Genomic DNA, 13,977 nt, shown 5'->3' with positions numbered 1-13,977 from the left:
GGTACAGTGCGGAGATCAGCAGACCTTAGGGTGAGGGCCCCGCACGTGTTGACCCAGACCACCTCCCGGGTTCTCGAACCGAGCGACCTGGACGCCGCGCTCGCCGTTCTCGGCCGCGAGCCGGTCGCGAACGCCTTCGTGGCATCCCGGGTGCAGATCGCGGGCCTGGATCCGTGGCGGCTCGGCGGCGAGATGTGGGGCTGGTACGAGGACGGCATGCTGACGTCCCTGTGCTACGCGGGCGCCAACCTCGTCCCGATCTGCGCGACACCGAGAGCCGTACGGGCCTTCGCGGACCGGGCCCGAAGAGCCGGCCGCCGCTGCTCCTCCATCGTCGGCCCCGCCGAGGCCACCGCCCAGCTGTGGCGCCTGCTCGAACCGAGCTGGGGCCCGGCCCGCGAGGTCCGCTCCCACCAGCCCCTCATGGTCACCGACCACCTCCCCGCCGACATCCCCCCGGATCCGTACGTCCGCCGCATCCGCAAGGACGAGATGGAGACGATCATGCCGGCGTGCGTGGCGATGTTCACCGAGGAGGTCGGTATCTCCCCCATGGCCGGCGACGGCGGCCTCCTCTACCAGGCCCGCGTCGCCGAACTCGTCGGCTCCGGCCGCTCCTTCGCCCGTCTCGGCCCCGACGGCAAGGTCGTCTTCAAGGCGGAGATCGGCGCCGCGACGGACCGGGCCTGCCAGATCCAGGGCGTATGGGTGGCCCCCGAGTACCGGGGGAGGGGCATCGCGGCCCCGGGCATGGCGGCGGTACTGCGCTACGCCCTGGCGGACGTGGCCCCCGTCGTCAGCCTCTACGTCAACGACTTCAACACGGCGGCAAGAAGGACGTACCGGCGCGTGGGCTTCCGGGAAGTCGGAGCGTTCATGAGCGTGCTCTTCTGAAACAGACCGCTCGAACCCCCCTGTAGTCTCCCCGACATGCTGCGTTTTCCCGGTCACGGCCACCGCCACCCCGAAGACATCGTGATCGGCCCCCTGGACCTCTCCGCACGGATCGACGAGGCACTCGCAGTCCAAGCAGTCGCGTTCGGACTCGGTTCCGACGAGGTCGCCGTACGCCGCCAGATCGTCCTGCGGCACATGACCTACCCAGGGGCAAGGGCGTTCGGCGCCACCGCAGCGGATCGTCTCGTCGGCTTCGTCTACGGCATGCCCAACGACCGCTCCCACTGGTGGTCCACGGTCGTGGAGCCGTACCTCCGCGCCCAGGGCCACGCCGACTGGCTCGACGACTCCTTCGTGATCACCGAGCTGCATGTCCACCCGCGCTACCAGAACCGCGGCATCGGCCGCTCCCTGATCACCACGATCACGGACACCGCCGACGAACCCCGCTCGATCCTCTCCGCGATCGACACCGACAGCCCGGCCCGCGGCCTGTACCACTCCCTCGGCTACCAGGACCTGGCCCGCCAGGTCCTGTTCCCCAGTGCCCCGAAGCCGTACGCCGTGATGGGCGCCCAGCTTCCCCTCCGGCGCCGCTAACCGATTTCCACCGCCCCGCACCGCCCGGCTAACCTCCTGGCATCACCCTTACGCAGCAGGAGTACGAGAAACATGGCGAACGCACCGGTCCAGCGCATGTCCCAGTTGATGGCGAAGACGCTGCGCGACGACCCGGCGGACGCCGAGGTCCTCAGTCACAAGCTGCTCGTCCGCGCCGGCTATGTCCGCCGTACCGCCGCCGGCATCTGGTCCTGGCTGCCCCTCGGCAAGAAGGTCCTCGCCAACATCGAGCGCATCGTCCGCGAGGAGATGGACGCGATCGGCGCCCAGGAGGTACTGCTCCCCGCCCTGCTGCCGCGTGAGCCGTACGACGCGACGGGCCGCTGGGACGAGTACGGCCCCGAGCTGTTCCGCCTCCAGGACCGCAAGGGCGGCGACTATCTCCTCGGCCCGACCCACGAGGAGATCTTCACCCTGCTGGTGAAGGACCAGGCGTCCTCCTACAAGGACCTGCCGGTGATCCTCTACCAGATCCAGCACAAGTACCGTGACGAGGCCCGCCCCCGCGCCGGCATCCTGCGCGGCCGTGAGTTCCTGATGAAGGACTCGTACTCCTTCGACACGGAGGACGAGGGCCTCGCCCAGTCGTACGCCCTGCACCGCCAGGCGTATCAGAGGGTGTTCGAGCGTCTCGGCCTCGACTACCGCATCTGCGCCGCGACCGCCGGCGCGATGGGCGGCTCGAAGTCGGAGGAGTTCCTCGCTCCCGCCGAGGCCGGCGAGGACACCTTCGCGGACTGCCCGAACTGCGACTTCGCGGCCAACACCGAGGCGATCACGTACGAGCTGAAGCCGGTGGACGCCGACGGCGTGCTCGCCCTCGAAGAGATCCCCACCCCGGACACCCCCACCATCGAGACCCTCGCCGCCCACCTCGGCGTCCCGGCCTCCGCCACCCTGAAGAACCTGCTCGTGAAGGTCGGCGGCGAGATCGTCGCCGTCGGCGTCCCGGGTGACCGTGAGGTCGACATGGACAAGGTCGAGGCGCACTTCGCCCCGGCCGTCGTCGAGATGGTCACCGAGGCGGACTTCGCGGGCCGCTCCGACCTGGTCCGCGGGTACGTCGGCCCGCAGGGCCTGGGCGAGAAGATCACGTACCTCGCCGACCCGCGCGTGGCCCCCGGCACCTCCTGGATCACCGGCGCCAACAAGGAGGGCATGCACGCGAAGAACGTCGTCGCGGGCCGTGACTTCGAGGTCGACACCTACGTCGACGTCGTGGTCGTCCAGGAAGGCGACCCCTGCCCGAAGTGCGGCACCGGCCTCAAGCTGGACCGCGCCATCGAGATCGGCCACATCTTCCAGCTGGGCCGCAAGTACGCGGATGCGCTGAAGCTCGACGTCCTCGGCCAGAACGGCAAGCCGGTCCGCGTGACCATGGGCTCGTACGGCATCGGCGTCTCCCGCGCGGTCGCCGCCCTCGCCGAGCAGTCCGCCGACGACAAGGGCCTGTGCTGGCCGAAGGAGGTGGCCCCGGCCGACGTGCACGTGGTCGCCGCGGGCAAGGCCCTCCAGACCGAGCTGGCCCTCGACGTCTCGGCGAAGCTCGCCGCGGCCGGCCTGCGCGTCCTGGTCGACGACCGGGCGGGCGTGTCCCCGGGCGTGAAGTTCACGGACTCCGAGCTGATCGGCGTACCGCAGATCCTGGTCGCCGGACGCCGGTCCGCCGAGGGCGTCCTCGAGCTGAAGGACCGCAGGACCGGCGAGCGCGAGGAACTGACGGTCGACGAGGCGATCGCCCGCCTCACGGCCTGATCGACCGCACGGTCGCTTGAGGCCGAGGCCCGCTCCGGGCCTCGGCCTCACCGCCCTACAGCCACGCGGCGAACTCCAGCAACAACTCCGCATCCTTCGGCCGCCCCACCCTCAGTGCCCGCACCCCGGACTCCACCGCCCGGAACAACGTCCACCCGCGCAACCGTTCCTGATCGACATCCAGCGACTCCGCAAGCCGCTTGACCCGCCGCCGGGTCGTCGCCGCCCCCGACGGCGAAGCGATCAGATCCTCCACCCGATCCCGCACCAACCGCGCCAGATCGAACGCACACTCCCCGACCACCGGATCCGGCCCCACCGCCAACCACGGCATCCGCTCCCCGGCCAGCACCTTGCTCTGCCGAAACGTCCCATGCAGCAACCGCTCCACGGGCGGAGCGGCCAGCAGTGACTCCCGCGCGTCGAGAGCGTGGCTCACCAGTGCCGAAAACTCCGCGGGCGCACCCCGCATCGCCACGGCCTGCCGCCCCGTCCGCTCGGCAACGGTCTCGAAGGAATGCTCACCCGGCGGCTCCACCCACAGCCGCCGCAACGTCCCCGCCGCCTCCAGCAACGCCTTCGCCTCCGGCAACGACCGCACCGACACATCCGGATGCAGCCGCTCCAACAGCAGCGCCCCCTCGGCGGTGAAGGGCTCCAGCAGTTGTACGGCGCCCAGACCGCCCCAGTGGGCGAGTGCGGCCCGCTCGCTCTCCGGCCGCGCCCGGCGCGGGGCGAGCTTCAGCACCGCGGGCGTACCGTCCGGCAGCCGCACCAGCACGACCAGGCTGCTGCGCCCACCGGGCACCTGAACCCGCTCCACGGTCAACTCGCGTAGCGCGACGGCCTGTTGAGCCACCTGGGGCAGCTTCTCCAGCCAGTCGTCACCTTCCGGTGCCGTCTCACCGAACGCCCTGACCAGACGCCGCGGCGGTTCGAAAGCCATACGCGAGCCGTCCCCTTTCTGTTCCAGGCGTCACGCCGTGGGCGTCGCCGACGCCGTCGCGGTGGTCCGCTCGGCGAGCCCAGGGAAGGCTACGCTCTCGCCGCGCCAGCGCACCGCCCGCACCGCCGCTTCCCGCAGGGCCTCGGCGGCCGTGCGCCGCCGCTCGCCGTCGGTGGCGCGCACCAGGTCGGAGTAGACCCCGGCCACCCGGTCCTCCAGCTCCGCGGCGAGCCGGACGGCCGCCGTGGAGTCCGGCACCGCGAAGGGCAGTGCGTAGCCCGCGGCGGCGGCCACCGGCGTCCCGCCCAGGTCCCGCACCGCGCGCGCCAGCGCATCCCGCCGGGCCCGGTGGGCGTCGTACGCCGCCCTGGCCTCCGTACGACGTCCTTCGTCGATCCGTCCGCCGACGACGCCGTAGCCGTACACGGCGGCATGTTCGGCCGCCAGTGCCGCCTGGAGCGCCTTCAGCTCCCCGTCCTTGGCCTCGCTCACTTCTCGCCCTCCGTCAGCAGATACGCGTGCGCCGCCCCGGCCGCCGCCACGGACGCCAGCAGCCGCGCCAGTTCGCCCGGCATGTCCAGCAGCGTCTCGGCCCGCCGGTCCGCGAGGGCCCGCTCGGCGGCGGCGAGTTCGGCGAGGGCAGCCTTCTCTTCGGTGGGGACGGCGGCCGGCGCGGACGCCGATGCCGTCGGCGAGGCGGACGTGGCTCCCGCAGCTCCGAACGCCTCCGCATGCCGCACCGCCTCCGCCCGCAGCGGTCCCAGCCGCTCCGCCAGCGCCGGATGCGCGGTGATCACGGCGTCGTACCGCGCCACCAGCCCCTCGCTGTCGCGGGCCGCACGCGCGCGTGCCCGGTCGGCGGCCGACGGGCTGCCGCCGGTGCCGCCGGCGTCGGACTCGGCCGAGCAGCCCACGAGCAGGGCGGTCCCTGCGACCGAGATGAGCAGGCTCCTTCTTCGCGGCCCGGATGGGGTGCGCGGCGGTGGGGGGTACGGCACGGCAGACGTCCTCGGGGGCTCGTACGAAGGGGAGGGCAGCACGCCCGTGATCACGGTACCCGCGCATACGTCCGATACCACTCACCGGCACCCGCCCGAGCTCCGGTGGACGGCAACACCCCCTGTGACCGGATACCCTTTGACCAGACACGCGACCTAACCACAACAGCACACGCGGCCGAGGAGTCACCCGGATGAGCACCACCCAGAGCGAGAGGCTGCGAGAACTGCTCGAACCGCTCGTCACCTCCCAGGGCCTGGATCTCGAAGAGATCGCAGTGGACTCGGTCGGACGCAAGCGGGTGCTGCGCGTGGTCGTCGACTCCGACGAAGGCGCCGATCTGGACGCCATCGCCGATGTGAGCCGTGTGCTCTCGGCGAAGCTCGACGAGACGGACGCGATGGGCCAGGGGGAGTACACCCTCGAGGTCGGAACCCCCGGTGCCGAGCGCGAGCTCAGAGAACACCGCCACTATGTGCGTGCCACCGGCCGCCTGGTGAAGTTCCAGCTCGCCGAGGACGGGGAACTGGTCGCCAGACTCCTGACCGTGGACGACGAGGGCCTGGACGTCGAAGTACCCGGTGTGAAGGGCCGCAAGGCCACCAAGCGCAGGCTCGCCTTCCCCGACATCGTCAAGGCCCGGGTGCAGGTGGAGTTCAGCCGCAAGGACAAGAAGGACATGAAGGAAGAGGAGGAGGCGTAGCCGTGGACATCGACATGAGTGCCCTGCGGGGCTTGGTACGGGAGAAGGAGATCTCCTTCGACCTGCTGGTCGAGGCGATCGAGTCCGCCCTCCTCATCGCCTACCACCGCACCGAGGGAAGCCGCCGCCACGCGCGCGTGGAGCTCAACCGGGAGACCGGGCATGTGACCGTGTGGGCGAAGGAGGACCCGGAGGACCTCGACGAGGGCCAGGAGCCCCGCGAGTTCGACGACACCCCGTCCGGCTTCGGCCGTATCGCCGCCACCACCGCCAAGCAGGTCATCCTGCAGCGGCTGCGCGACGCCGAGGACGACGCCACGCTCGGCGAGTACGCGGGGCGCGAGGGCGACATCGTCACCGGCGTCGTCCAGCAGGGCCGTGACCCGAAGAACGTCCTCGTCGACATCGGCAAGCTGGAGGCGATCCTGCCGGTGCAGGAGCAGGTCCCCGGCGAGACGTATCCGCACGGGATGCGGCTGCGGTCGTACGTCGTTCGAGTGGCCAAGGGCGTCCGCGGCCCCTCCGTCACCCTCTCCCGCACGCACCCCAACCTGGTGAAGAAGCTCTTCGCCATGGAGGTGCCGGAGATCGCCGACGGTTCGGTGGAGATCGCGGCCATCGCGCGCGAGGCAGGCCACCGCACCAAGATCGCCGTACGGTCCACCCGCAGCGGTCTGAACGCCAAGGGCGCCTGCATCGGCCCCATGGGCGGCCGGGTGCGCGCGGTGATGGGCGAGCTGAACGGCGAGAAGATCGACATCGTCGACTGGTCGGACGACCCGGCCGAGATGGTGGCGAACGCGCTCTCGCCGGCCCGGGTCTCCAAGGTGGAGGTCGTCGACCTCGCCGCCCGCTCCGCCCGCGTGACCGTGCCCGACTACCAGCTGTCCCTGGCGATCGGCAAGGAAGGGCAGAACGCCCGCCTCGCGGCCCGGCTCACCGGCTGGCGGATCGACATCCGTCCGGACACCGAGCAGCCGTCCGAGCAGGGCCGGGAATAGATCCAAGCCGCAGGTCGCTTAGATCACGTCACATCCATGTGAAGAACCGTTCGATTCTTGCCCCAAAGGGGTGAGGTCGACACGGGGAGGTAGACTTAAGAGTGTCTGGCCGGACGCGAGCCCGCGCATGCCCTGAGCGCACCTGTGTGGGGTGCCGGAAGCGAGCGGCCAAGACTGATCTGCTGCGCATCGTGGCGATCAAGGATGCATGCGTCCCTGATCCACGCGGTACGCTGCCCGGCCGGGGTGCCTATGTACACCCCGCCCTGGTCTGTCTCGACCTGGCGGTACGCCGCCGGGCGTTCACGCGGGCGCTGCGCGCCTCGGGAGCGCTCGACACAAAGGCGTTGCGCCACTACGTCGAGCAGACAGAAGGTTGCCAGCAGCACCTTGCTGAACAGGCAGCACCGTAAGAAGCGTCGTGCGGAACCCCCGCGCGGCCCAGGTACCCCGCGAGTTGGAAGTAGGTCGAGATTGCGATGAGCACTCGATGAGCACGCGATGAGTACGCCCATGAAGTAGCGACGGTCCGGCCGCAACCCGGACCTAAAAGGAGCGAAGTGGCTAAGGTCCGGGTATACGAACTCGCCAAGGAGTTCGGGGTTGAGAGCAAGGTCGTCATGGCCAAGCTCCAAGAACTCGGTGAATTTGTCCGATCTGCGTCCTCGACGATCGAGGCGCCCGTAGTACGCAAACTGACCGACGCCTTCCAGGCCGGTGGTGGCAACGGCAAGTCCGCCGCCAAGCCCGGTGCCCCCAGGAAGGCCGCCCCCAGGCCCCCCGCGCCCTCTCCGGCGCAGGCGGCACGTCCGGCTGCTCCCAAGCCGCCGGCTCCCAAGCCCGCAGCGGCCGAGGGGCCCGCTGCCCCGTCGGCGCCCGCGCCGGTCACTCCGGGTCCGCGTCCGACGCCGGCCCCGAGGCCCGCGCCGCGTCCGGCTCCGGCGGCGCCCACGACCCCGGAGTTCACCGCTCCGCCGTCGGCTCCCGCCCCGTCCTCCGCGCCGCGTCCCGGTGCGCCGAAGCCCGCTGCCCGTCCGACTGGACCCGGTGAGCGCCGTGGTGACCGCGGTGACCGCGGTGACCGTCCGGGTGGTCAGCGTCCCGGTGGCCAGGCTCCTTGTCCGGGCGGCCAGGCTCCGCGTCCGGGCGCTCGTCCGGCCGGTCCCCGTCCGGGCAACAACCCCTTCACCTCCGGCGGCTCCACCGGCATGGCGCGCCCGCAGGCGCCCCGTCCGGGCGGCGCTCCGCGCCCCGGTGGTGCCGGCGGCCCGGGTGCCCCGCGTCCGCAGGGTGCCGGCCAGGGCGGTCCGCGTCCCCAGGGCGCGGCCGGTGGCGGTCCCCGTCCGCAGGCTCCGGGCGGTAACCGTCCGAGCCCGTCGGGCATGCCCCGTCCGCAGGGCGGTCCCCGTCCCGGCGGCGGCCCCGGCGGTCCGGGCGGCAACCGTCCGAACCCCGGCATGATGCCGCAGCGTCCGGCTGCCGGCCCGCGTCCCGGTGGCGGTGGCCCCGGCGGCCGCGGTCCCGGTGGCGGCGGTGGTCGCCCCGGTGGCGGTGGCGGCGGTCGTCCCGGTGGCGGCGGTGGCTTCGCCGGTCGTCCCGGTGGCGGTGGCGGTGGCGGCTTCGCCGGTCGTCCCGCAGGTCCCGGCGGTGGCGGTGGCGGCGGTTTCGCCGGTCGTCCCGGTGGTCCCGGTGGTGGCGGCGGTGGCCGTCCCGGCTTCGGTGGCCGTCCCGGCGGTCCCGGTGGCCGTGGTGGCACGCAGGGCGCCTTCGGTCGTCCCGGCGGTCCCGCGCGTCGCGGTCGCAAGTCGAAGCGGCAGAGGCGCCAGGAGTACGAGGCCATGCAGGCCCCGTCGGTCGGCGGCGTGATGCTGCCTCGCGGCAACGGCGAGACTGTTCGCCTGTCGCGCGGTGCCTCCCTCACCGACTTCGCGGAGAAGATCAACGCCAACCCGGCGTCCCTCGTCGCGGTCATGATGAACCTCGGCGAAATGGTCACGGCCACCCAGTCCGTCTCCGACGAGACGCTGGAACTCCTCGCCGGCGAGATGAACTACACGGTTCAGATCGTCAGCCCCGAGGAGGAGGACCGTGAGCTGCTCGAGTCCTTCGACATCGAGTTCGGCGAGGACGAGGGTGGCGAGGAAGACCTCGTGATCCGTCCGCCGGTCGTGACCGTCATGGGTCACGTCGACCACGGTAAGACCCGGCTCCTCGACGCCATCCGCAAGACGAACGTCATCGCGGGCGAGGCCGGCGGCATCACCCAGCACATCGGTGCCTACCAGGTCGCGACCGAGGTCAACGACGAAGAGCGCAAGATCACCTTCATCGACACCCCGGGTCACGAGGCGTTCACCGCCATGCGTGCCCGTGGTGCCCGGTCGACCGACATCGCCATCCTGGTCGTCGCGGCCAACGACGGTGTCATGCCGCAGACGATCGAGGCTCTCAACCACGCCAAGGCGGCCGACGTCCCGATCGTCGTCGCGGTCAACAAGATCGACGTCGAGGGTGCCGACCCGACCAAGGTGCGCGGTCAGCTGACCGAGTACGGCCTGGTGGCTGAGGAGTACGGCGGCGAGACGATGTTCGTCGACATCTCCGCCAAGCAGGGTCTGAACATCGACTCCCTGCTGGAGGCCGTGGTCCTCACGGCCGACGCCTCGCTCGACCTGCGGGCCAACCCGAACCAGGACGCGCAGGGCATCGCGATCGAGTCCCGTCTCGACCGCGGCCGCGGTGCCGTGTCCACGGTCCTCGTCCAGCGCGGCACGCTGCGGGTCGGCGACACCATGGTGGTCGGCGACGCGTACGGCCGAGTCCGGGCGATGCACGACGACAACGGCAACAACGTCGCCGAGGCAGGCCCGTCGACGCCGGTCCAGGTCCTGGGCCTGACCAACGTCCCGGGCGCGGGCGACAACTTCCTCGTCGTCGAGGAGGACCGCACGGCCCGCCAGATCGCCGAGAAGCGTGCCGCCCGCGAGCGCAACGCGGCCTTCGCCAAGCGCACGCGCCGCGTCTCGCTCGAGGACCTGGACAAGGTGCTCAAGGCCGGCGAGGTCCAGCAGCTGAACCTGATCATCAAGGGTGACGCTTCTGGTTCCGTCGAGGCTCTCGAGTCGTCCCTGCTCCAGCTGGACGTCGGCGAAGAGGTCGACATCCGCGTCCTGCACCGCGGCGTCGGTGCGGTCACGGAGTCGGACATCGACCTGGCGATGGGCTCGGACGCCATCGTGATCGGCTTCAACGTCCGTGCGGCCGGTCGTGCCGCGCAGATGGCCGAGCGCGAGGGCGTGGACGTCCGGTACTACTCGGTCATCTACCAGGCGATCGAGGAGATCGAGGCGGCCCTCAAGGGCATGCTCAAGCCGGAGTACGAAGAGGTCGAGCTCGGTACGGCGGAGATCCGCGAGGTCTTCAAGTCGTCCAAGCTGGGCAACATCGCGGGTGTGCTCATCCGCTCCGGCGAGGTCAAGCGCAACACCAAGGCGCGCCTCGTCCGCGACGGCAAGGTCATCGCGGAGAACCTCAACATCGAGGGTCTGCGTCGCTTCAAGGACGACGTCACCGAGATCCGCGAAGGGTTCGAGGGCGGTATCAACCTCGGCAACTTCAACGACATCAAGGTCGACGACGTCATCGCGACGTACGAGATGCGGGAGAAGCCGCGGGTGTAATGCCAACGGTTCGATGCCGGCCGGCGGGACCTCGGTTCCGTCGGCCGGCTCGCGTGTGTGAACGGGCGCTCCAAGGTCTACGGAGCGTAATATCCGTCGATCGGCCCGGCCCTTCGATGTACCGTTCTTGATGTCCCCGCCCGTTCAGTCGGCGGGGCCATCGATCCCGTACCGGCGGGTGAACCGGTTACACACATGTATGTGGGGACGCTGTCCTTCGACCTGCTCCTCGGCGACATACGGTCGCTGAAGGAGAAGCGCTCCGTAGTCCGCCCGATCGTCGCAGAGCTGCAGCGGAAGTACGCCGTGAGCGCGGCCGAGGTGGATCACATGGACCTGCATCGCAGGGCCCTCATCGGCCTGGCGTTGGTGTCCGGCGACGCGGGGCATCTGTCCGACGTACTGGACCGGTGCGAGCGGCTGGTCGCCGGACGCCCCGAAGTGGAACTGCTGTCGGTGAGACGGCGGTTCCACGGCGACGACGACTGACCTAGAGAACCAAGACAGGAAAGAACGGGAGACGGACCAGTGGCCGACAACGCGCGCGCCAAGAGGCTGGCGGACCTCATCCGAGAGGTGGTGGCCCAGAAGCTGCAGCGTGGGATCAAGGACCCGCGGCTCGGCTCGCACGTCACCATCACGGACACCCGGGTGACGGGCGACCTGCGGGAGGCGACCGTCTTCTACACCGTGTACGGCGACGACGAGGAGCGGGCCGCCGCCGCGGCCGGCCTGGAGAGCGCCAAGGGCATCCTGCGCTCCGCGGTGGGTGCGGCGGCGGGCGTGAAGTTCACGCCGACCCTCGCCTTCGTCGCCGACGCCCTTCCGGACACCGCCAAGAACATCGAGGACCTCCTCGACAAGGCGCGTGCCTCCGACGCGAAGGTGCGCGAGGTGTCCGCGGGTGCCGCGTACGCCGGTGACGCGGATCCGTACAAGAAGCCGGGTGACGACGAGGACGACGCCGCCGAATGACGCAGAAGAACCGGACGCCCGACGGCCTTGTCATCGTCGACAAGCCGTCGGGCTTCACCTCGCACGACGTCGTCGCCAAGATGCGCGGCATCGCGAGGACACGACGTGTCGGCCACGCCGGCACCCTCGACCCCATGGCGACGGGCGTGCTCGTCCTCGGCGTCGAGAAGGCCACCAAGCTCCTCGGCCATCTCGCGCTGACCGAGAAGGAGTACCTCGGCACGATCCGCCTCGGCCAGACGACCCTCACCGACGACGCCGAGGGCGAGATCACGGGGTCGGTCGACGCCTCGAAGGTCACCCGCGACGCCGTCGACGCCGGGATCGCCAAGCTCACCGGCGAGATCATGCAGGTGCCGTCCAAGGTCAGCGCCATCAAGATCGACGGCGTGCGGTCCTACAAGCGGGCCCGCGACGGCGAGGACTTCGAGATCCCGGCCAGGCCGGTCACCATCTCGTCCTTCGCCGTGTACGACGTCCGGGACGCCGTCGCCGAGGACGGCACCCCCGTGCTCGACCTGGTCGTCTCGGTGGTCTGCTCGTCCGGCACCTACATCCGGGCGCTCGCCCGTGACCTCGGCGCCGACCTAGGCGTCGGCGGACACCTCACCGCGCTGCGCCGGACGCGCGTCGGACCGTACAAGCTGGACTCGGCCCGGACCCTGGACCAGCTCCAGGAGGAGCTGACCGTGATGCCGATCGCCGAGGCCGCCGCGGCGGCGTTCCCGCGCTGGGACGTGGATGCCAGGCGGGCCCGGCTGCTGATGAACGGCGTACGGCTGGAGATGCCCGACGAGTACGCGGGCAGGGGCGCCGTGGCCGTGTTCGACCCCGACGGCGGATTCCTCGCGCTCGTCGAGGAGCAGAACGGCAAGGCGAAGAGCCTCGCCGTCTTCGGCTGAGTAGCCCTTTTCCCTTGGCTGCCCGTGGAGCGGCGGGCACGGGGTCGTACTCTGCCCGCCGCTCCACGGTCCCCCTCGGTTCCCCCACCCCTAGGGTGTATCCATCGGCCCCCTCCTGTTCACCCGTGCGGGCAGGCGCTCGGAGTGAACCGAGGGAGCGGAAGGGGGCGCGTTCGCGGCGCGATCTGTCCCGCTGATCACCTTGTGCCTACGGTCGAATACGAGCACGGGTGTACGCGGGGAGGTTCGACCATGGCGGGACCGGGCCCGCGGACCGGCGGTGGACGCCGGACGCCGACCGGCGCGGGCGGCGACACGGCCGTGGAGCGTGGGCGCGACGAAGTCCTCGTCCGCATCCACGACTTGGCGGGACGCCCGCGCGGCACCGGATTCGTCGCCGACCACGAGGGCACGGTCGTCACCAGCCACGAAGTCGTGGACGGCCTGACCCGGCTCGTCGTACACGCCGCCGACGACCGCACCTGCCTGCTGACCGCCGACGCGGTGACCCCGCTGCCCGCCCTGAACCTGGCCCTCGTCCACACCGAGGGACTCGGCGTCGCCCCCCTCCCGATCTCGGTCCGGGACACGGTCGAGCCCGGCAGATACGTCCGCCTCCTCGCGGGATGCTGGCGCGAGGCCCGCGTCCTCGACGTCACCGCCGTGACGTACACGGCCACCGACCGCTTCCATCTCCTCGACGGCGCCCTGGAGTTGGCGATGGGCACCGCCGGTCGCGACGCACTCCGGCTCGGCGGCGGCGCGGCCGGGGGACCGGTCCTCGACGCCACGACCGGCGCCGTCCTCGGCGTCCTCGGCACGGCCCTCCAGTCCGGCCACCGCGACGTGGGTTTCGCAGTCCCCCTGCGCCGCACCACCGAAGGCCCACTCGCCGACCTGCTGGCCCGTAACGCGGCGGAGGTCCCCGCCTACGGCGCCGACCTCAACCTGGCCGGAGTCCTGTACCTCACGGCCACATCGCTTGAGCAGAACGCCCCACCGAGCCCGGTCGAACCGGTCGAACGGGCGGCGACGGCAAGGGAGTTCGCGGCCTTCACACAGGCATCGGCCTCCGTCCTCGCCCTGGTCGGCCCACCGGGCACCGGCCGTACAACAGAACTGTCATCCCTGGCCACCCGCCGCCACCGAGCCCCCACCCTCTGGCTCCGCGGCGCCGACCTCCACCCCGAAGACACCTCGATCGCCGACGCGGCCCGCCGCACCCTGCAACGAGCGCCCCGAACCGTCACCCCGGAACACCTCGCCCACGTGTCCCGCGAGGCCGACCGCCCCCTGCTCCTCCTCCTGGACAGCCCCGAGCACATGCCCCCGCCCCTGGCCGACCGACTCTCCGAGTGGACGGAGGGAACAGTGAGGTGGCTGCGGGAGACCGGGGCACAGTTGGTGCTGGCGTGCAGGGAGGAGTACTGGGAGACCGCGGGCACCACCTTTCCGGCATCCCTGCTGCACCAATCAGTCCGTCCGCACAACTCAGCCC

At 71.1% G+C, this 13,977-nt stretch carries 14 protein-coding genes; 11 read left to right on the top strand and 3 right to left on the bottom strand.

Translation table 11 applies throughout. From position 1 onward, the window contains the following. Positions 1-45: 45 nt before the first annotated feature. The 3 genes from ACTWQO_RS47690 (at position 46) to ACTWQO_RS47680 (ending at position 3,273) form a co-directional block, all read left to right on the top strand. On the top strand, positions 46-894 hold the full coding sequence (locus tag ACTWQO_RS47690; RefSeq protein WP_443243669.1) for a GNAT family N-acetyltransferase: 849 nt from the start codon (positions 46-48) through the stop codon (positions 892-894). Positions 895-930: 36 nt separating this feature from the next. Next, positions 931-1,497 (top strand): GNAT family N-acetyltransferase, encoded by a 567-nt coding sequence (locus ACTWQO_RS47685; RefSeq protein WP_443243668.1) that lies wholly within the window; start codon positions 931-933, stop codon positions 1,495-1,497. A gap of 72 nt (positions 1,498-1,569) precedes the next feature. Then, positions 1,570-3,273, top strand: a complete 1,704-nt coding sequence (locus ACTWQO_RS47680; protein WP_443243667.1) for a proline--tRNA ligase — start codon at positions 1,570-1,572, stop codon at positions 3,271-3,273. Positions 3,274-3,328: 55 nt separating this feature from the next. Here the strand turns inward: ACTWQO_RS47680 and ACTWQO_RS47675 are convergent, their stop codons facing one another. The 3 genes from ACTWQO_RS47675 to ACTWQO_RS47665 are packed head-to-tail and all read right to left on the bottom strand — an operon-like array spanning position 3,329 to position 5,217. Then, a complete protein-coding gene (locus ACTWQO_RS47675; RefSeq protein WP_443243666.1) occupies positions 3,329-4,219 on the bottom strand; it encodes an aminoglycoside phosphotransferase family protein in 891 nt (296 codons plus the stop codon). 30 nt (positions 4,220-4,249) lie between these two features. Beyond that, positions 4,250-4,711: a ferritin-like domain-containing protein gene (locus ACTWQO_RS47670; RefSeq protein WP_443243665.1), complete on the bottom strand. Its 462-nt coding sequence runs from the start codon at positions 4,709-4,711 to the stop codon at positions 4,250-4,252. Continuing rightward, positions 4,708-5,217: a hypothetical protein gene (locus ACTWQO_RS47665; protein ID WP_443243664.1), complete on the bottom strand. Its 510-nt coding sequence runs from the start codon at positions 5,215-5,217 to the stop codon at positions 4,708-4,710. The genes ACTWQO_RS47670 and ACTWQO_RS47665 overlap by 4 nt, the downstream gene beginning before the upstream one ends. Positions 5,218-5,411: 194 nt before the next feature. On the opposite strand from ACTWQO_RS47665, the gene rimP reads away from it, so the two are divergent. The 8 genes from rimP to ACTWQO_RS47625 form a co-directional block, all read left to right on the top strand. Continuing rightward, a complete protein-coding gene (gene rimP / locus ACTWQO_RS47660; RefSeq protein WP_443243663.1) occupies positions 5,412-5,921 on the top strand; it encodes a ribosome maturation factor RimP in 510 nt (169 codons plus the stop codon). Positions 5,922-5,923: 2 nt separating this feature from the next. Further along, positions 5,924-6,922 (top strand): transcription termination factor NusA, encoded by a 999-nt coding sequence (gene nusA / locus ACTWQO_RS47655; protein ID WP_443243662.1) that lies wholly within the window; start codon positions 5,924-5,926, stop codon positions 6,920-6,922. A gap of 101 nt (positions 6,923-7,023) precedes the next feature. Continuing rightward, on the top strand, positions 7,024-7,335 hold the full coding sequence (locus ACTWQO_RS47650; RefSeq protein ID WP_443243661.1) for a YlxR family protein: 312 nt from the start codon (positions 7,024-7,026) through the stop codon (positions 7,333-7,335). A gap of 147 nt (positions 7,336-7,482) precedes the next feature. Continuing rightward, entirely contained in the window at positions 7,483-10,602 is a 3,120-nt protein-coding gene (gene infB / locus ACTWQO_RS47645) for a translation initiation factor IF-2 (protein ID WP_443243660.1), read from the top strand. Between the two features lie 195 nt (positions 10,603-10,797). Beyond that, positions 10,798-11,091, top strand: coding sequence for a DUF503 domain-containing protein (locus tag ACTWQO_RS47640; RefSeq protein WP_443243659.1), 294 nt, complete (start codon positions 10,798-10,800; stop codon positions 11,089-11,091). A gap of 39 nt (positions 11,092-11,130) precedes the next feature. After that, the gene (gene rbfA / locus ACTWQO_RS47635) at positions 11,131-11,577 is read left to right on the top strand and encodes a 30S ribosome-binding factor RbfA (RefSeq protein WP_301984648.1); all 447 of its coding nucleotides are present in this window, start codon (positions 11,131-11,133) and stop codon (positions 11,575-11,577) included. Next, entirely contained in the window at positions 11,574-12,479 is a 906-nt protein-coding gene (gene truB, locus ACTWQO_RS47630; RefSeq protein WP_443243658.1) for a tRNA pseudouridine(55) synthase TruB, read from the top strand. The genes rbfA and truB overlap by 4 nt, the downstream gene beginning before the upstream one ends. 252 nt (positions 12,480-12,731) lie before the next feature. Next, positions 12,732-13,977: trypsin-like peptidase domain-containing protein (locus ACTWQO_RS47625; RefSeq protein WP_443243657.1), on the top strand; the 1,246-nt coding region annotated here is incomplete at its 3' end.

This window comes from Streptomyces sp. 4N124 (assembly GCF_052245395.1).
Lineage (GTDB): Bacteria > Actinomycetota > Actinomycetes > Streptomycetales > Streptomycetaceae > Streptomyces.
Note: the sequence above shows the minus strand (reverse complement) of the source record. Positions and strands in the feature narration are given on the sequence as shown.

What these genes read in the sequence shown, in the direction of transcription:
- ACTWQO_RS47685 (WP_443243668.1), top strand. Translation starts at nt 931, where the DNA reads ATGCTGCGTTTTCCCGGTCACGGCCACCGCCACCCCGAAGACATCGTG.
- ACTWQO_RS47680 (WP_443243667.1), top strand. Translation starts at nt 1,570, where the DNA reads ATGGCGAACGCACCGGTCCAGCGCATGTCCCAGTTGATGGCGAAGACG.
- ACTWQO_RS47675 (WP_443243666.1), bottom strand. Translation starts at nt 4,219, where the DNA reads ATGGCTTTCGAACCGCCGCGGCGTCTGGTCAGGGCGTTCGGTGAGACG.
- rimP (WP_443243663.1), top strand. Translation starts at nt 5,412, where the DNA reads ATGAGCACCACCCAGAGCGAGAGGCTGCGAGAACTGCTCGAACCGCTC.
- ACTWQO_RS47640 (WP_443243659.1), top strand. Translation starts at nt 10,798, where the DNA reads ATGTATGTGGGGACGCTGTCCTTCGACCTGCTCCTCGGCGACATACGG.
- truB (WP_443243658.1), top strand. Translation starts at nt 11,574, where the DNA reads ATGACGCAGAAGAACCGGACGCCCGACGGCCTTGTCATCGTCGACAAG.